The organism is Nannocystis punicea, from assembly GCF_026965555.1.
GTDB classification, from domain to species: domain Bacteria; phylum Myxococcota_A; class Polyangia; order Nannocystales; family Nannocystaceae; genus Nannocystis; species Nannocystis punicea.
In genome coordinates, this window is sequence record NZ_CP114040.1 from 937,412 (window position 1) to 955,022 (window position 17,611).

Genomic DNA, 17,611 nt, shown 5'->3' on the forward strand with positions numbered 1-17,611 from the left:
ACATGGTCGATAGGACAGATTCTTGCTGGATTAAAAGATGCGGAAGCGCGCCTCGGACGGGCGAAATCGAACATTTGACTTTAGTAAACAATATTGAATATGGTTCCACATGCCCATCTTCATCACGCCCGCGAGGCTGCAGGCCCTCGCGGTCGTGCTGTGCCTGCCGGCCTGCACCGAGGAGGTTGCGATGTCCGAGACTCGAGTGGCCGCCGCCAACAAGGCGGCGGTGTTGCGCCTGTTCGACGAGGTCCTGAACGGCGGGCGCGATCACGTGCTGCCGGAGCTGATCGCGGCGGAGTTCGTCAACACGAACACGGGGATCGCCGGGCCCGAGGGGATGGCCTCGGGGGCGAGGTTCTTGCGGACCACGTTCGAAGCGCCGCGCTTCGTGGTCGAGGACGCGATGGCCGAGGGCGACCGCGTGGCGGTGCGGTGGAAGCTGCTCGGGCGCCACGTCGGGCCGTTCCGCGGCGCGCCGCCGAGCGGGGAGGCGGTGGTGATGCCGGCGATGTCGATGTACCGGATGGTCGAGGGCAAGATCGCCGAGTCGTGGGTGCAGAGCGGGCCGTTGCAGCCGGGAGGGGCGTCGTGATGCGCCTGGTCGTGTTCGGAGCGACGGGCGGCACCGGCGAGCGGCTGGTCGAGCAGGCGCTGCAGAGCGGGCACACGGTCACTGCGGTGGCGCGCCGGCCCGAGGCGATCGCGCTGCAGCACCCGCGGCTCAGCGTGCGGCGCGGCGACGTGCTCGCCGCGGGCGACGTCGAGGCGGCGATCGCCGGGCACGACGCGGTGCTGTCGGCGCTCGGCGCGGGCAGCTCGCGGGCGCCGACGACGATCTGCCGCGACGGCGTGGGCCACATGCTGGCGGCGATGGAGCGCTGCGGGGTGCGGCGGATCAGCTGCGTCTCGGCGCTGGGGCTCGGCGACGGCGCGCTGCAGCCGTGGCCGATGCGGCTGTTCATGCGCCACGTGCTGCAGCCGCTGCTGCGCCACCCGTTCGACGACCTGCGGGCGATGGAGGCGAGGCTGCGCGAGAGCCCGCTCGAGTGGACGATCGTGCGGCCGCCGCGGCTGACGAACGGCGAGCGGGTCGGCCGCTACCGCTACGCGATCGACACGCCGCTGGCGCGAGCGCTGACGATCTCTCGCGCGGACCTCGCCGACTACATGCTGGCGCACCTCGACGACCGCGCGACCGTCCGCACGCTGGTCGAGGTCGCGTACTGAGGCCGCGGCTGCGGTATCGTGGCCGCGAGACGACGCGATGGCGAAGCCCGAAGCCCGTCCGTATCACTCGCCGAGCCGGCGCCGCCAGGCCGACGCGACGCGCCAGCAGATCCTCGCGGCCGCGCGCACGCTGCTGGCGGCGCACGGCTACGAGGACACGACGATCGACGCGATCGCCCGCGCGGCCGGGGTGGCGGCGCCGACGGTGTACGCGGCGTTCGGCTCGAAGCGCGGGATCGTGGCGGAGCTGATCCATCAGGCCCGGTTCGGGCCGGCGTACGACACCGCGGTGACGGCCGCGCTGACGACGGAGGACCCGGCGCAGCGGCTGGCGTTCGCGGCGAAGATCGCCCGCACGGTCTACGAGGGCGAGCGCGTCGAGCTCGAGCTGTTGCGCGGCGTCGGGGTGGTCGCGCCCGAGCTGGCGGCGCTCGAACGCGAGGGCGAGGCCGATCGCCGCGAGGCCCAGCGCGGGCTCGTCGAGGGGCTCGCGGCCGCGGGACAGTTGCGCGACGACCTCGACGTCGAGGCGGCGCGCGACGTGTTGTGGGCGATGACCAATCGCGAGCTGTTCCGCCTGCTGGTGCTGGGGCGCGGCTGGCCGGCCGATCGCTATCAGACATGGCTGGCAGGGATGCTGGCCTCGGCGCTGCTGCGCGACGCCGGCGCGGCGCGCAAGGTCCCCCGCAAGAAGCGCGGGTGATTTGCGGCACGAGGGCGCAGATCTCGAGCCACGATTGCGAATACCTGTAGAGTGACGCGGCAATGAGGTGCTCACCGAGGCTGGTGCCGCGGTCCGGCCGGGGGCATGACACGCGTGCCCTGGTGCGATGCGTGAGGAGCGACGCGCTGCGTCCGAGCTCCCGCGCGTGCGATCGTCGATCGTGGTGCACATGCGTGCGTTGCGGCTCGACGACCCCGGGCGCGCGTGCTAGATGCGCCCGCATGAATCGGCTTCACTTGCTCACGAAGATTGCGAACCCGCGCGCGTGCGCGTGGATGTTGAGCCTGGCGCTGGTGGCGTGCGGGGACGACGGCGGGGACAAGACCTCCGACACGAGCACGGGCACGGACCCGACGACCGACGCGACCAGCACCGACGGCACGAGCGAGCCCACGACCAGCGCGGGCGAGAGCACGACCACGGACGCCAGCGGCGGCGAGACCACGGACGCGACCGACGGCGAGACCACGGAGGACGTCGGGACGACGGCGGAGACGACGACGACCATGCCGCCGCTGACCACGGGCGGCCCGTGCGAGAACTTCCTGCCGCCGATCCAGCCGGAGACCCTCGAGCCGCTGACGGTCGGGCTCGCGGTCGAGATCGCCTTCACGGTGCCCGGGCTCGAGGACAACACGTCGTGGACGTTGATGGGCGACCTGCCGCCGGGGCTCGAGTTCACCGCGGAGACGGGCGTCCTCGCCGGCACGCCGTCCACCGCGGGGACCTTCGAGTTCTCGCTCGAGGCCGGGCCGACGATGGACAACCCGGACTGCCCGACGCTGCCGTCGTTCACGATGTACGAGCTCGTCGTCCAGTGACGCAGGCTCGTGGTCGCTCGAATCCATGCGTGACCTGTCCCTGAGGACATCCAGCGCACGGCCGGGGCCGTGCGCGGGGTAGTCTCCGGTCGGGCGCGTCGATGCCAGTGGAGCGCGGCTTCACGGGCGGCGCGTGTCCGGGCCGTGAGGCCGCGTGACCTGTCCCGAAGGTCCGCGCGAGCTCGAGCGCGGCCTAACCGACGGGCTGCGCGTCCGGTCGCCTGCGGCTCTTGACCGCCGGCCCGGGCTGGGCGAAACATTCTCCATCGCCCGCCGCAACCTCTCCGCGTCCCTCGTGGGGCCGGCCATCACCACGTAGTCGCCGCCGCCGGGCGGTCTGACCAGCTCTGCGCCTCTCCGGCAGCGACCGGACCGGCGTGAGCGTGGTCGTCCGTTCGGCATCCGCCGGCGGCCCCAGCGTCCTGCGGGCTGCTCCGTTCGGCCGGGTCGATCCGCTGTGTCTTCGCCTCGGCGTCGCCGGTGGCCGCGATTCGAACCGCGGCGGCCGGCGCGGCGAACCCCGCTGCGCCGCGTTTCGCCTGCATGCATTCAGTCCTTCATTCGCACACAAATCACAGGAGAACCATGTCCATCGATATCACCAATCAACCGCTCGTGTACTCCCTCCCCGGGGCGGCGGACGTCGTCGTCGAGTCTCATCATTACGAAACCGACGCCGGCCCGCTCGGCTTCGATCTCTACCGCCCGCCGCGGCGCGACGTGCCTGCGCCGGCCGTCGTGTTCGTGTCGGGGTTGCCAGATCCGGGCGTCGTCGGCCTGTTCGGCAAGCCGCTCAAGGACTGGGCCTCGTATGTCGGCTGGGCGCGCATGGTCGCGGCCGCGGGGCTCGTCGGCGTCACCTACCTCAACCGCGAGCCCGGCGACGTCGTCGCGCTCGTGCGTCACCTGCGGGCCCACGCCGGCGAACTCGGCCTCGATCCGGCCCGGCTCGCGGTCTGGGCCTGCTCCGGCAACGTGCCCACCGCGCTCGGCCTGCTCGCGCGCGAGCGCTTCGCCGGCGCGGCCCTGCTCTACGGCTACATGCTCGACCTCGACGGCGCGACCGACGTGGCCGAGGCTGCGCGTCAGTATTACTTCGCGGTCCCGCCGGTCGGGCTCCACGAGCTCCCGCGCGATGTCCCGCTGCTCCTCGTCCGCGCCGGCCGGGACGCCACGCCCGGCCTGGACGCGACTCTGCGGCGATTCGTGGCCGCGGGGCGCGGGCGCGGGTTGTCCGTGACGGTGCTCGAACACCTCGAGGGGCCGCACGCCTTCGATCTGGTCGACGACTCTGCCGCCACGCGCGAGGCGATCGAGGGGGTGCTCTCGTTCCTGCGCCGCGCGCTGGGCCGGGGCGAATCGTCCGGGTGAGCGTCTCGCGGCGGGCGCGAGCGTGGGTCGCGCCGATTCGTCGGCGACGATTGACGCGTCGCGCTCGCGTCGCTACTTCGGTACGTGAGCCTCCGGCGGCGAGCGCGAAGCATCGCGCCGATTCTTCGACGGAGAAGCTCCACGCGTCGCGCTCGCGTCACGGGATCGAGGCAGCTGTCCGTACGCAGCGGTTCCACCGCCGCCGTCTGCGGGCGCGGAGCGGGTGCGAGGGATCGAGCTCGAGGGGCGATTTACTGCGCGAGGCCTCGTTCGCACCGGGGGCCGCCGAATGATTTTGCAGCAACGACCCGAGCTCGATCACCTCGCGGGCGCGACGCGAGCGCCGGCCTCCGCGATCATCGACGGCTCGCGCAAGGGTCGACGATCTGCGTACCATCCCGCTCCATGAAACTGGGTATTTGGGGTGGAAGGGGCGCGTTCGCGGCGGTGCTCGTCGCCGGTGGATGCGGGGACAGCGGCGTCGCGGCGACGACCGAGGCGATGACCGAAACGGAGACGACGCAGGCGACGACCAGCGACGGGAGCACGAGCGAGCCGGCGCCGACGACGGGCGCGCCGACGACGAGCGAGACCAGCGCCGGCACCGGCAGCGCGAGCGACGTGACCACGGGCGGCGACACGACGACCACCGGCACGACCGAGGCGGCGACGACCGACGCGGAGACGAGCGAGCCGGGCACGAGCACCGGGCCGGCGCCGTTCTGCGGCGACGGAGACGTCGACGACGGCGAGGCCTGCGACGCCGGCCCGGACAACGCGGACGACGGCGCCTGCACGTCGGCCTGCGCGAACGCGGTGTGCGGCGACGGCCTCGTGCAGGCCAACGTCGAGGCGTGCGACGACGGCAACGCGGTCGACGACGACGCGTGCACCAACGACTGCGCCCTGGCGAGCTGCGGCGACGGCAAGCTGCAGGACGGCGAGGGCTGCGACGACGGCGACGAGGACGACACCGACGCGTGTCTCTCGACCTGCCTGCCGGCGGTGTGCGGCGACGGCCACGTGCAGGCGGGCGTCGAGGAGTGCGACGACGTCAACGCGGACGACACCGACGCCTGCCTCTCGACCTGCGTGTCCGCGGCGTGCGGCGACGGCCACGTGCAGGCGGACGTCGAGGCGTGCGACGACGGCAACGACGAGCAGACCGACGCGTGCCTCGGCGATTGCACCGCGGCGAAGTGCGGCGACGCGATCGTGCAGGCCGGCGTCGAGGAGTGCGACGACGGCAACGACGAGGACGGCGACGCCTGCCTGGCCGATTGCAAGGCCGCGGAGTGCGGCGACGGCGTGCTCCACCTCGGCGTCGAGGCGTGCGACGACGGCAACATGGTCGACGGCGACGGCTGTACCAGCGTGTGCACCGTGCCGCAGACCTGCGAGGACCTGCACGCCGCGCTGCCGATGCTCCCGAGCGACGTCTACGTCGTCGACCCCGACGGCGTCGGCGGCCAGCCGGGCTTCCCGGTGTTCTGCGACATGGTCACCGCCGGCGGCGGCTGGACCGTGCTCGAGCGCAGCCCGCTCGGCGCGCAGACGATCGGCAAGGCGCTCTACAACGACGTCCCGGTCAACGCGGCCGATCCCGCCAACGCCCGCCACCGCCTCACCAAGGCGACGATGACGGTGCTGCGCGACCTGTCGACCGACATGCGCATCGACTGCCGCGGCGGCGACTATCTGCTGACCGCCGCGACCAACCTGTTCAACGGGCAAGGCGGGCCGAACAGCTGCTTCAACTGGTCCCAGGTGCTCTACAAGGAGGCCAGCCTCAAGGGCAACTTCGTGCAGAACAAGACGATCTGCACCTGGCACGTCGGCACCTCCGAGGGCTGCGCCGGCGCGTGGCACATCGACGAGATCGCCCAGAACCAGTACGGCTGCGGTCTGGTCAACTACCCGTGGAAGGGCGCGGCGGTGGTCTCGCCCTCGGCCGACACCTTCGCCAGCGATCCCAACACCCTCGACGCGGTGGGCCCGGTCCACGACTGCCACAAGGCCGGCGCGGCCCGCTGGCTGATGGTGCGCTGATTCGCGGCCGCCGCGATTCGTCGTCGGTGAGTTCGCAAATGATACGAGGGCGCGGCCGGACCGGCCGCGCCCTCGTCAGGTCCTCACGAACGCGCGGGGCTCAGCCGCACAGGCCGAGGCACTCGTCGTAGCAGACCTCCTCGCAGAGGCAGAAGATCTGCTGGTTGTAGAGGTCGATGGTCGCCGGTTCGGCGTTCATGGCGCACGTGTTGACGCAGGTCTGGGTGCCGCAGCCGTTGATGCAGGTCTCGAGCGTCTTGCAGGCGGCATTGGCGGCGCAGGCGTCGTTCTCCGCCTTGCACCCGCCGGTCTCGGACTCCGCGGCGCAGGCGTTGCACGCGTCGGGGCCGTTGCAGGTGCCACCGTTGCACGTGTCCTCGCCGGTGCAGGCGTTGCCGCAGTCGCCGCAATTGGCGTTGTCGTACTGCACGTCGACGCAGGTGTCGTCGCACACGGCCTCGCCGGGGTTGCAGCCCTGGAAGCCGTGGAACTCCGTCGAGCTGGTGACGATCCGCAGGTAGCCGACCGGCTGCACGGTGACGCCGGTGAGCTCGCCCGTGGTCGTCAGGTCCTTGTAAAGGTCGGTGCGCTGGCGCTGGATCGACACCGAGATGTTCGCGGCCGATTCGCCGTCGACGGCCGCCTTCAGCGCCTCGCGCGGGATGTCGAAGCTGCCGCTCGGGTCGTCGGCCTTGCAGGTGATGCTGCCGGTGACGAAGTCGCTGGTGGTGACGGTCGCGGTGATCGTGACCTCGCCGTCGCCCGGGACCCAGCGCACCGGCAGCGGGCCGGAGCCGAACACTTCGGCGAAGCCGAGGGTGTCGAGCTTCGGGCTGGTCTGGATGAAGTCGGTGCCCGTGAAGTCCTTCTCGAACGCCTCGAAGCCGGCGTTGCTCGCTCCCGAGGCCTGGACGCTGGCGGTGCCGCCGGGGGCGAAGGGCGACGCGTTGTCGTCGCTCGAGAACGAATAGGGCGGGAACAGGGTGATCGGGATCGGCGTGCCGAGGAAGGTCAACGCGCCGGCGTCGAACGACTCGATCTTCTTGCAGCCGGGCGTGTCGGGGGCCGGGAAGTAGCAGACCTCGTCGGCGCCGCACTGGGCGTCGCAGATCCGCTGGCACTTCGCGTTGCACGAGTCGTCGAAGCCGCAATACTCGTCGGCGTCACAGCCGCCGCCGCAGTCGGGCAGGACCGCCAGCTGGCAGCCGGCGACGCTCTCGGTGCAGCCCTGGAGCCCGCTGCCCTCGGCGTCGGGGATGAAGCTCGCGGATACGGCCGGCGCGGTGTTGCCCCCGACGGTGGGGTGGCTCTCGCCGAGGAAGATCGTGCCGAGCGCGTGAGGCCCGTCCGGTTCCCCACCGGTCGGGTCCTCGGTGTCCCCCGTCCCACCCTCGGTCGGATCGCCGGTGGGATCGCCCTCGGTCGGGTCGCCGGTGGGATCGCCGGTCGGGTCGCCGCCGGACGGGTTGCCGGACGGGTTGTTGGTGGTCGGACCGGCGGTGATCGTCGCGGTCGCCGTCAGCAGCGGATTATTGTCGTCTCCGCAGGCGGGGAGCGAGAGGAGGCCGAGACCGGCCACGACGAGCGCGGCCGCGTGAGGGATACGATGTCGGTGCTTCAAGGAGTGCATCCTGGGGTCCGCCGTCGACGTGCCTGCGGGCCAGAGCACGCAACGGCGAACCGCCTCTTACCGCGAGTCCGACGATTCCTTGGCGTGAGCTTCTTCATCACTCCATCGTCCTCGTGCCTCTCGCTCCAGGTCGAGGTTCCGAGGTTCGGCGATCGGCAGCGACGCCGCACCATTGACGGGCGTCCGGCGATCTGCTTTGCCGCGAGCCCGCAGACGCTCCGCCATGGTTCGGCGCCGACGCGATCGAGGGCGCGACCGACGGACCGCGGAGCGCCGCGAGTGTCCTAGAACATGTCCCAAGAGACATTCACCTGCGGTGCCGCAGGCGAGCGCCGCGGCTTCGGCTCACGACAGCAGCAGCGGCAGCTTGCGCACGCCGGTCATGTTCGGGCTCGGGATGAACTCCGGGCGCTCTTCGGGGTCGACGCGCAGGTCGGGGAAGCGGCTCAGCAGGATGTCGAGCGCGACGCGGCCTTCGAGGCGGGCCAGCGGCGCGCCGAGGCAGAAGTGGATCCCGCGGCCGAAGCCGATGTGCGGGTTGGGATCGCGGGTGGGGTCGAACTCGTCGGGGCGGGCGAACTGCCGCTCGTCGCGGTTGGCCGCGGCGATCCACACCATCAACACCTTGTCGGCGGGGATCTGCTGGCCGCCGAGCTCGACCTCGGCGGTGGTCGCTCGACCGAGGGTGGCGAACGGGCTGAGGAAGCGCAGCGACTCCTCGATCGCCCCCGGCAACCGCCGGCGATCGGCGCGGACGCGGGCCATGTGCTCGGGGTGCGCGTCGAGGCACAGCACCGTGTTGCCGAGCAGCATCGTCGTCGTGATGTGGCCGGCGATCAGCAGGACGGTGGCGAAGTTGACGACCTCGTTGGTGCTGAGGTGCTCGCCGTCGACCTCGGCCTGGACCAGCTTCGTCAGCAGGTCCTCGCGCGGCCGCCGGGCGCGCTCGGTCGCGTGGGCGGTGAGGTACTCGGTGAGGTGCTTCCGCTGCGCCAGCGCCGTCTCGATCGCCCGATCCTGCTCCGCGCTCTTCTTCACCAGCGAGAACTGGCCGGCGAACTCGAGCATCTTGTCGACCCATTGCTTGAACAGGTCGCGGTCGCTGCTCGGCACCCCGAGCAGCTCGGCGATCACGATCACCGGCAGGGGGTAGGCGAGGTCGGCCACCAGCTCCATCCGGCCGCGCTCGACCGCGGCGTCGAGCAGCTCGTGCGTGAGCGCGGCGATCCGCGGCTCGAGGTCGGCGACGACCTTCGGCGTGAACGCCTCGCTGACGAGCCGACGCAGCTTCTTGTGGTCCGGCTCGTCCATCTGGACCAGGTTGCCCTCGGTCATGTTCCTGTCCCGGGGCAAGACGCCCGCGGGCACGACCCGCATGGTGTCGGACGAGAAGGTGGCCGGGTCGCCGAGGACCTTCACCACCTCCGGGTAGCCGTACACGTTCCACATGCCGGTGGCCGGATCGAAGCGCACAGGCTCCGGCCGTTGACCGCGCAGCCAGAATTGCTGCGGATTGATGCCCCACTGTTCCGCGACATTCGTCATGGTGTCCCTCCTTCGTAGATCCACACGCGAAAGGTCGAAATCATGCTCTCGAGCTCGCCCGCCAGCTGCGCCGCGGCGTCGGCGACCACCGCCGGGTCCGGCGCGCCGGCCGGCTCGAACGCGTTGCGCACGACCTGCGCGAGCGCGTCGGCCTTGGTCTCCGCGGTCATCTCGCGCGTGCCCGGGTCGATGCTCTCGAGCAGGTAGAAGCCGAGCACCGAGGCCCGCATGGCGTAGTCGACGTGCGGGATGTCGCCGCGCAGCAGCCCGCGCTCGATCATCATTCGCCCGTAGCGATCGCCCGACTGCGCCTTCAGCCGGCGCAGCGGCCCCTCGCCGAGCTTCCCCAGCAGCTCGCTGTCGCCCATCAGTTGCGCGAGCATCAGCGGCCGCCGCACCACCGCGAGGAATGAGGAGCGCACGAACCGGTGCGGCAGCACCTCCGACGGATCGGCGCGCAGCTGCGCCAGCAGCTCCTCGGTCAGGTCGATCGACGTCCGCACCACCAGCGCGGTGAACAGCTGCTCCTTGCTGCGCCAGTGCAGGTACACTGTCCCCTTGCCGACCTCGGCCTGCCTGGCGACGTCGTCGATCGTCACCTTTCGATAGCCGTGCCGCAGGAGCAGCACTCCGGCGGCGTCGAGAATGCGGTCTGCGCGGTTGACGCTCTCCTGCGAACGATCGGGCACCTCGGCGCTCTCCTTTGACTCAGTGACTGGTTTAGAAATCCGGTCACGAAGTCAAACAACCATGGCACCCCGTCCACGGCCTCGCAAGGAATTTTCTCCACAGGGCTCGGGTTTCTCTCGCGCGAGATCGAGCTGGGCGAATTCGCTCTGATGCGCGAACCCGCGCTGCGCTGATGCGATGAATGGAGGTGCTCGAGTCCGCGGATTCGCCGAACGGGCCGCTAGCGAATCACCGCAGTTCAGCCGCCGCCGAGGTGGCGGACGTCGACGACCACCAGGAGCATGAGGATCGACAGCAGGATCACCGACACCAGCGCGACCAGGCGGGTCGCGGGCGCCTCGCGCATCAGGTGCATGAAGACTGCGACCACCAGGCCGGCCTTGATCGCCGCGATCGACATCGCCAGCGCCACGTGGACCGCGGGCGGGAGCTCGAGGAACGCGAGCGCCACGGTGGTCGCGGTGAGCGCCAGCAACGCGAGCAGGGCCAGGAAGGCGGCGGCGATCGTCGGCGCGGGGGACTCGTGATTCACGGCGCGAGCCTCCCTGCGAGGTACAGCGCGGGGAACAGGAACAGCCACACGATGTCGACGAAGTGCCAGTACAGGCCGACCGCCATGACCGGCGAGCCGCGGAGGTCGCTCGCCGGCGTGCGCCAGGCGGCGACCGCCAGCCACCCGAGGGCGCCCAGGCCCCCGAGCACGTGCAGCGCGTGGAAGCCGGTCAGCACGAAGTAGACGCCGAAGAACGTCGCCAGGCCCGGACCCCGGCCGAGGCCGGCCAGATCGATCTGCGGGGTCTCGCCGTGCTCGAAGTGGTGCGCGTATTCCCAGCCCTTCAGCGCCAGGAACGCGGCGCCCAGGATCATCGTCGTCGACAGCGCCAGCACCAGGCTCCGGCGCGCGCGCGTGAACGCGAAGCGCACCGCCAGCGCCATGGTGAAGCTGCTGATCAGCAGGGCGACGGTCATCACGGTCGCCAGGCGCCAGTCGAGGCGCGGGGCGAAGGCCGCGAACAGCTCGGGGTGGCGCACGCGCAGGCTGGTGTAGAACACGAACAGGACGCCGAAGAACAGCACCTCCTGGCCGAGGAACGCCCACATGCCGAGCGCGACCGCGTCGCGCTGGTGGGCCGGGTCGGCGAACGGCTCGCGCACCGCTTCAGGCATCGCCGACTCCGGTGATCGTGGGCTGCGGGGCGCGCGGATAATCGTAGGGGTCGTCCGTGACGACCGGCGGCCGGACGAAGTTGTGCGGCGGCGGCGGCGAGCTGGTGCACCACTCGAGGCCGGTCGCGCCCCACGGGTTGTCGCCGGCGGGGCGGCCGCGGACCAGCGACGCGAGCAGATAGACGCCGGGCAGGACGTAGCCGACGGCGAGGATGGTCGCGCCGGCGGACGACAGGCCCTGCAGGAATTGAAACTCGGGCGGATACGAGGCGGTGCGCCGCGGCAGGCCCTGGGTGCCGAGCACGAATTGCGGCAGGAACGTCAGCAGGAAGCCGATGAACAGGGTGTAGGCGGCGATCCGGCCCCAGCGCTCGGAGTACAGGCGGCCGCTGATCTTCGGCCACCAGAAGTGCAGGCCGCCGAGGTAGGCCATGAGCATGCCGCCGACCATGATCGTGTGGAAGTGGGCGACGACGAAGTAGGTGTCGTGGAGGTGGACGTCGACCGCGAGCATCGCCAGGGCGAGGCCGGTGCCGCCGCCGATGGTGAACAGGGCGATGAAGCCGAGCGCGTAGATCATCGGCGTGGTCAGCCAGATCGATCCGCGGTGCATGGTCCCGAGCCAGCTGAACACCTTGACGCCGGAGGGCACCGCGACCGCGAACGACAGGAACGAGAACACCACGCTGGCGAAGTACGACTGGCCGGCGACGAACATGTGGTGGCCCCACACGAGGAAGCCGAACACCGCGATCGCCAGGCTCGAGGCGGCCACGAAGCCGTAGCCGAACGGGCGGTTGCGCGAGAAGCAAGGCACGAGCTCGCTGATGACGCCCATGCCCGGCAAGATCATGATGTAGACGGCCGGGTGCGAGTAGAACCAGAAGAAGTGCTGGAACAGCAGCGGGCTGCCGCCGGCCTCGGGGTCGAAGATGCCGACGTGAAGGCCGCGCTCGATCGCCACCAGCAAGAGCGTCATCGCCAGCACCGGGGTCGCCAGCACCAGGATCAGCGAGGTCGCGTAGAGCGACCACACGAACAGCGGCAGGCGCAGCCAGGCCAGGCCCGGCGCGCGCAGGCGGTGGGTGGTGACGATGAAGTTGATGCCGGTGAACACCGACGACAGGCCGGCGAGGAACACCCCGAGCACCGCGAGGATCACGTGCGAGTCGCTGAAGGTGGTCGAATACGGGGTGTAGAAGGTCCAGCCGGTGTCGAGGCCGCCGGCGACCATCGCGGTCAAGGTGAGCAGGCCGCCGGCGACGAACACGTACCAGCTGGCGAGGTTGAGCCGCGGGAACGCGAGGTCCGGGGCGCCGAGCATCAGCGGCAAGAGATAGTTGCCGAGGAAGGTCGGGATCGAGGGGATCAGGAAGAAGAACACCATGATCACGCCGTGCAGCGTGAACAGGCGGTTGTAGGTGTCGGCGGTGACGAGGTCGGAGGCGGCGGTCGCCAGCTCGACGCGGATGACCGTGGCGACGAGGCCGCCGAGCGTGAAGAAGAGCGTCATCGTCCCCAGGTAGAGCAGGGCGATCCGCTTGTGATCGGTGGTGGTCAGCCACGACTTCATGGGCTCACCCCCTCGGCGTGCGCCAGCGAACGGATGTAGGCGACCAGCAGGAGCAGCTCGTCGTCGTCGACGAGGCCGGCGTAGGTCGGCATGACGCCGCCCTGGTAGTCGGCGACGACCTCGGCGTCGGGCCGGAGGATGCTGCGGCGGATGTAGTCGTCGTCGGCGAGCACGCTGCTGCCGTCGCGCAGGCTGACCGCACGGCCGTAGAGGCCCTCGAGCGGCGGGGCGCGGCGACGCAGCCGGGTCTCGTGGCAGGCGCCGCAGTCGAGGCGCTCGAACAGGGCCCGGCCGGCGGCGGCCAGCGGCGGGCGCCCGTCGTCGCCCTGCGCGAGCCAGCGATCGTAGTTGTGCGCCTCCATCACGACGACCTCGGCGCGCATGAGGGCGTGCTCGGTGCCGCAGTACTCGGCGCACGCCAGGGCGTAGGTGCCGGGCGCGGTGGCGCGGAACCAGGCGGTGCGCAGCCAGCCGGGCACGACGTCCTGCTTGAGGCGGAAGGCGGGCACGTAGAAGCTGTGGATCACGTCCTCGCTGGTGAGGTGGAGGCGGACCACGCGTCCGGCGGGTACGTGCAATCGAGACAGCTCGCGGCGGCCGTTCGCGTGCTGGAACGACCACATCCACCGCTTGGCGGTGACCGAGATGTCGACCGCTTCGGCGCCGGCCGGGACGCGCTCGACGCGATCGAACTCGAGCGCGCCGAGGACGAAGAGGCCGAGGAACACCGCCGCAGTGATCCCGCACCAGGTGAACTCGAACCGGCGAATGGTGGCGAGGTCGTGGCCGCGGCCGGTCAGGTTGCCGGGTCGCCGGCGGTAGCGGACCACGAACAGGACCATCGCCAGGAGCACGCCGAGGCTGACGACGCCGATCACCGCGAACACCAGCAGGACCACGACGTCGACCGCGACGCTGGTGGCGCTGGCGGCCGCGGGCAGCAGCTCGAAGGGCGTGCTCATCGGATCGTCCTCGCAGTGACGTGACGCGGCGGGTCGCGCCGGGTCGGGAAGCCGCGCGCGAGCGAGAGCTCGACCGCCCGCGACACGGGGATCCGCGCGACCCCGCGGCCGCGGTCGAGCCACTCCCAGGCGACCGCGCGGGCCGACCACTCGGCCTCGAGCGTGACTCGCAGCTGGCGCAGGACGTCGGTCGGCAGCGCGCCCTCGAGGCCCTCGCTCGGCGCGGGCCCGAAGATCCGCGCGGCGATCGTCGCGACCACGAAGCCTCCTATCAACAGTCCGCCGACGACGCCGCCGGCGCCCTTCAAGGCGCGGCCGTGGTCGGCCAGATCTTCGCGCTCGTAGCGACGCTCAGACATGATCGATGTCCTCCTCCGGCACCGCCAGCAAGGGCCCGCGCCCGAGCAGGCGCACGCACGCGAGACCCCACAGCGCGCCGAGGCCGAGCGGCACCGCGAGGTCGAGCCAGCCGAGCGGCGCTGCGCGCGAGGGCACGACCAGCCACACCAGCTCGACGTAGTGCATCACCAGGAGCAGGGCCGCCACCGCGGCGAGCCGCGCCAGGTCGCGCTTGATCGGCCGCTGCAACAACAGCAGGAACGGGACGGCGAAGTGCAGGCCGACCAGCGACCAGGCGACCATGCCCCACTCGCCGCGCAGCCGCGGCAAGAACCACCCGACCTCGCGCGGCAGGTCGGCGCCCCACACCAGCAGGTACTGCGTGAAGGCGATGTAGCCCCACAGCATCAGCGCGGCGAACAGCAAGGTGCCGAGCTGCTGCACCCGCTCGCGGGCGATCAGCGGGGCGCGGGCGCTGCGGCCCTGCACGAGCGCGGCGGCGAGGATGACCGCGCTCCAGCCGGCCACGGCGTCGCCGGTGGCGACGGCGAGGCCGAAGGCGCTGGTGCTCATGTCGGGGTCGAGCGAGAGCACCCAGTCGACCGCGGCGACGGTGACGGTGATGGAGAAGACGACGAGGGCGAGCGCGGCGAGGCCGGGCCGCCGCCCCGGTCGCGCGAGCCGCACGGCGAGGAGGCTCCACGCGACGAGGATGACGATCGCGCGGGCGAGGAAGAAGCCGGTGTCGAGGTAGGCGGCCTTGGCGGCCCGCAGCGGGGCGGCGTAGAGCCACGCGCGGTCGGTCCACGGGTAGAGGACGTCGAGGTCGAGGGCGATCGGCAGGAACAGGAGCGCGAGCAGGGGGATCGTCCGCGTCATGGCCGACAGCAGCGGATAGACGACGACGCCCCAGCGGCTGCGCATGAGGTGACGGAGGCAGAGGAAGACGAAGGCGCCGAGGGCCACGCCGAGCCACATCAGCCAGGCGAGCAGCCAGGCGTGCAGGAACGCCGGCGAGACCCAGCCGGCCGCGGCGGCGAGGGCGGCGAGGACGAGCGTCGCGCCGAGCACGAGGATCATCGCCGGGCCTCCACGAGGTGCATGCGATCGTCGGCGGACAGGACCGCGGCCGGGGCGTGCTGGCTCAATTGCAGCACCTGCACCCAGGCGACGATCCGCCAGCGGTCGTGGACGTCGAGGTGATCGTAGTCGGGCATGGTGGCCCGGCCGTGGGTGACGACGTCGAACAGGTGCCCGGGCGGGGCGTCGCGCAGGCGCGGTGTGGTGAACGGGAGCGGCGCAGGATAACCGCGCAGCACGGCGATCCCGTCGCCGTCGCCGAGCCGGCCGTGACACGGGGTGCAATGAATGGCGTAGCGCTGCTCGCCGCGCGCGAGGTCGGCCCGGGTGATGGTGAACGGATAGGTGGCGACGAGCAGGCCGTCGGCGGTGCGGCCCTCCCACAGGTGCCGGTCGAGGCGGGCCTGGCCGCGCGGGACCACGCCGGCGGGCAAGGTCTGCGCCTCCATGTCGTCGGCGAAGAACATCGCCGGCTCGAGCGGGTCGAGCCGCTGTTGATCGCGCATCTTCTGCTGGCAGGCGGCGAGCCCGAGGAGCAGGACGAGCGCGTCACCGCGGGACATCGTGGACCTCCAGCGGGGCGTGCGAGACGAGGAAGGCGCGCACGGTCGGGGCGGAGAACCTCGGGTCGTCGGCGCCGATGAACAGGAAGAAGCGGTCCTGGCTGGCGCGCCCGAACGCCGGCACGGCGAACAGCGGGTGGTGCAGGCGCGGCAGGCCGTTGCGCACGAACATGGCGAACACGGTGGCGAGCGCGGCGCAGAGGATGGTGATCTCGAAGGTCGGGACGATGAACGCCGGGGCGGCGAAGGACCGCCGACCGCCGATGTCGAGGTGCCACTCGATCGCGTGCACCCAGCCCTGGAACAGGAAGATCGCCGCGCCGCCGAGCAGGCCGGCGACGAGGGTGACCCGCGCCAGGCGCGTGCGAAACGCCAGCGCCTCGGCCATGCCCTCGATCGGGTAGGGCGAGAACACCTCGAGCGCGACGTAGCCGGCGCGCCGCGCCGCCCAGGTGGCGGCGAGGACGTCGCCGGGCCCGGCGAACTCGGCCAGCATGCCCTGAAGGGCGCTCATGCGCCCTCCGGGCGGCGATCGCCGACGAGCTCGCGCAGCTCGGACATGGCGATCACCGGGACGAAGCGGATGAACAGCAGCATGAAGAAGGCGAAGAAGCCGAAGGTGCCGGCCAGAGTGAGCCAGTCCCAGAAGGTCGGCCAGTAGTGACCGCCGGTGGTCGGCAAGAGGCCGTGCTCGAGCGAGGTGATGACGATGAGCCAGCGCTCGAGCCACATGCCGAGGTTGACGCCGATCGACAGGACGAACAGCCAGGCGGTGCTGCGCCGGGCGGCGCGCCACCACAGCGACTGCGGGAGGGCGACGTTGAGGCCGATGACGGTCCAGAACAGCGGGGCGGAGCGGCCGTGGAGGTGGCTGGCCAGCAACTCGCGCTCGTGCGGGTCGCCGCTGTACCAGCCGAAGTACAGCTCGGCGGCGTAGCCGTAGGCGACGACGAGGCCGGCGGTGAGCATGAGCTTGGCGCACTGGTCGAGGTGCCGGTCGGTGATGAGGTCGCGCAGGCCGAGCCAGACGCGCACCGGGATCAGCAATGTGAGCACCAGGGCGAAGCCGCTGAAGATCGCGCCGGCCACGAAGTACGGCGGGAACACGGTGGCGTGCCACCCGGGCAATTGCGCGACCGCGAAGTCGAAGCTGACGACGGTGTGGACCGAGACGACGAGGGTGGTGGCCAGGCCGGCGAGCAGAAGATAGGCGAACTGGTGGCGCTCCCAGTGGCGCGCCGAGCCGCGCCAGCCGAGCGCGAACACGCCGTAGACGCGCGCGCGCAGGCCGGTCGAGCGGTCGCGCATGGTGGCGAGGTCGGGGACCAGGCCGACGTACCAGAACACCAGCGAGACCATGCCGTAGGTGGCGACCGCGAAGAAGTCCCACACCAGCGGGCTGAGGAATTGCGGCCAGTAGCCGTAGGTGTTGGGGTACGGCAGGAGCCAGTAGAAGAACTCGGGCCGGCCGAGGTGCAGCAGCGGGAACATGCCGGCGCAGGCGATCGCGAACAGGGTCATGGCCTCGGCGAAGCGGTTGATCGAGCGCCGCCAGGTCTGATTGGCGAGCAGGAGGATCGCGCTGATCAGGGTGCCGGCGTGGGCGATGCCGACCCACCAGACGAAGTTGGTGATGGCGATGCCCCAGTAGACGGGCGTGCGTACGCCCCAGATCCCGACGTACCACCAGAACACGCCGAACACCGCGAGGGCCAGGGCGCCGAGGCCGAGCGCGGCCGCGGCGAGGGCGACCAGCCAGACGTTGCGGGTGCGCGGCGACTGCACCGTGTCGACCACGCAGTCGTTGATCGCGGCGACGTCGTGATCGCCGTCGATCCACCGCTCGTCCGGGCCGCCGCGGGTCACG

18 protein-coding genes are annotated in these 17,611 nt (G+C 71.2%); 6 read left to right on the forward strand and 12 right to left on the reverse strand.

The window, feature by feature from the left end; genetic code table 11:
• Positions 1 to 109: 109 nt before the first annotated feature.
• The 6 genes from O0S08_RS03500 (at position 110) to O0S08_RS03525 (ending at position 6,195) form a co-directional block, all read left to right on the forward strand.
• Complete coding sequence (locus O0S08_RS03500) at positions 110 to 595, forward strand: ester cyclase (protein ID WP_269037536.1); 486 nt, start codon at positions 110 to 112, stop codon at positions 593 to 595.
• Complete coding sequence (locus O0S08_RS03505) at positions 595 to 1,230, forward strand: NAD(P)-dependent oxidoreductase (protein ID WP_269041937.1); 636 nt, start codon at positions 595 to 597, stop codon at positions 1,228 to 1,230. Before O0S08_RS03500 ends, O0S08_RS03505 begins: the two co-directional genes overlap by 1 nt.
• A gap of 37 nt (positions 1,231 to 1,267) precedes the next feature.
• Complete coding sequence (locus O0S08_RS03510; RefSeq protein ID WP_269037537.1) at positions 1,268 to 1,933, forward strand: TetR/AcrR family transcriptional regulator; 666 nt, start codon at positions 1,268 to 1,270, stop codon at positions 1,931 to 1,933.
• A gap of 242 nt (positions 1,934 to 2,175) precedes the next feature.
• The gene (locus O0S08_RS03515; RefSeq protein WP_269037538.1) at positions 2,176 to 2,775 is read left to right on the forward strand and encodes a putative Ig domain-containing protein; all 600 of its coding nucleotides are present in this window, start codon (positions 2,176 to 2,178) and stop codon (positions 2,773 to 2,775) included.
• A gap of 585 nt (positions 2,776 to 3,360) precedes the next feature.
• Complete coding sequence (locus tag O0S08_RS03520; protein WP_269037539.1) at positions 3,361 to 4,146, forward strand: alpha/beta hydrolase; 786 nt, start codon at positions 3,361 to 3,363, stop codon at positions 4,144 to 4,146.
• 405 nt (positions 4,147 to 4,551) lie between these two features.
• Positions 4,552 to 6,195, forward strand: a complete 1,644-nt coding sequence (locus O0S08_RS03525) for a DUF4215 domain-containing protein (protein ID WP_269037540.1) — start codon at positions 4,552 to 4,554, stop codon at positions 6,193 to 6,195.
• Positions 6,196 to 6,295: 100 nt separating this feature from the next.
• Here the strand turns inward: O0S08_RS03525 and O0S08_RS03530 are convergent, their stop codons facing one another.
• The 12 genes from O0S08_RS03530 to nrfD all read right to left on the reverse strand — a co-directional run bounded on the left by O0S08_RS03530 (position 6,296) and on the right by nrfD (position 17,610).
• Entirely contained in the window at positions 6,296 to 7,816 is a 1,521-nt protein-coding gene (locus O0S08_RS03530) for a hypothetical protein (protein ID WP_269037541.1), read from the reverse strand.
• 354 nt (positions 7,817 to 8,170) lie between these two features.
• Complete coding sequence (locus tag O0S08_RS03535) at positions 8,171 to 9,370, reverse strand: cytochrome P450 (protein WP_269037542.1); 1,200 nt, start codon at positions 9,368 to 9,370, stop codon at positions 8,171 to 8,173.
• The gene (locus O0S08_RS03540) at positions 9,367 to 10,059 is read right to left on the reverse strand and encodes a TetR/AcrR family transcriptional regulator (RefSeq protein WP_269037543.1); all 693 of its coding nucleotides are present in this window, start codon (positions 10,057 to 10,059) and stop codon (positions 9,367 to 9,369) included. Before O0S08_RS03540 ends, O0S08_RS03535 begins: the two co-directional genes overlap by 4 nt.
• 239 nt (positions 10,060 to 10,298) lie before the next feature.
• On the reverse strand, positions 10,299 to 10,592 hold the full coding sequence (locus O0S08_RS03545; RefSeq protein WP_269037544.1) for a cytochrome C oxidase subunit IV family protein: 294 nt from the start codon (positions 10,590 to 10,592) through the stop codon (positions 10,299 to 10,301).
• Positions 10,589 to 11,227 carry a cytochrome c oxidase subunit 3 gene (locus O0S08_RS03550; protein ID WP_269037545.1) on the reverse strand — a complete coding sequence of 213 codons (639 nt, stop codon included), beginning with the start codon at positions 11,225 to 11,227 and terminating at the stop codon, positions 10,589 to 10,591. The genes O0S08_RS03545 and O0S08_RS03550 overlap by 4 nt, the downstream gene beginning before the upstream one ends.
• A complete protein-coding gene (locus O0S08_RS03555; protein ID WP_269037546.1) occupies positions 11,220 to 12,800 on the reverse strand; it encodes a cytochrome c oxidase subunit I in 1,581 nt (526 codons plus the stop codon). The genes O0S08_RS03550 and O0S08_RS03555 overlap by 8 nt, the downstream gene beginning before the upstream one ends.
• Positions 12,797 to 13,762, reverse strand: coding sequence for a cytochrome c oxidase subunit II (gene coxB / locus O0S08_RS03560; protein ID WP_269037547.1), 966 nt, complete (start codon positions 13,760 to 13,762; stop codon positions 12,797 to 12,799). Before coxB ends, O0S08_RS03555 begins: the two co-directional genes overlap by 4 nt.
• Positions 13,759 to 14,121 carry a hypothetical protein gene (locus tag O0S08_RS03565; RefSeq protein WP_269037548.1) on the reverse strand — a complete coding sequence of 121 codons (363 nt, stop codon included), beginning with the start codon at positions 14,119 to 14,121 and terminating at the stop codon, positions 13,759 to 13,761. The genes coxB and O0S08_RS03565 overlap by 4 nt, the downstream gene beginning before the upstream one ends.
• Complete coding sequence (locus O0S08_RS03570) at positions 14,114 to 15,181, reverse strand: hypothetical protein (RefSeq protein ID WP_269037549.1); 1,068 nt, start codon at positions 15,179 to 15,181, stop codon at positions 14,114 to 14,116. The genes O0S08_RS03565 and O0S08_RS03570 overlap by 8 nt, the downstream gene beginning before the upstream one ends.
• Positions 15,178 to 15,744, reverse strand: coding sequence for a c-type cytochrome (locus O0S08_RS03575; RefSeq protein ID WP_269037550.1), 567 nt, complete (start codon positions 15,742 to 15,744; stop codon positions 15,178 to 15,180). The genes O0S08_RS03570 and O0S08_RS03575 overlap by 4 nt, the downstream gene beginning before the upstream one ends.
• Positions 15,731 to 16,258, reverse strand: coding sequence for a DUF3341 domain-containing protein (locus O0S08_RS03580; RefSeq protein WP_269037551.1), 528 nt, complete (start codon positions 16,256 to 16,258; stop codon positions 15,731 to 15,733). The genes O0S08_RS03575 and O0S08_RS03580 overlap by 14 nt, the downstream gene beginning before the upstream one ends.
• Positions 16,255 to 17,610, reverse strand: a complete 1,356-nt coding sequence (gene nrfD, locus O0S08_RS03585; RefSeq protein WP_269037552.1) for an NrfD/PsrC family molybdoenzyme membrane anchor subunit — start codon at positions 17,608 to 17,610, stop codon at positions 16,255 to 16,257. Before nrfD ends, O0S08_RS03580 begins: the two co-directional genes overlap by 4 nt.
• Position 17,611: the final 1 nt, after the last annotated feature.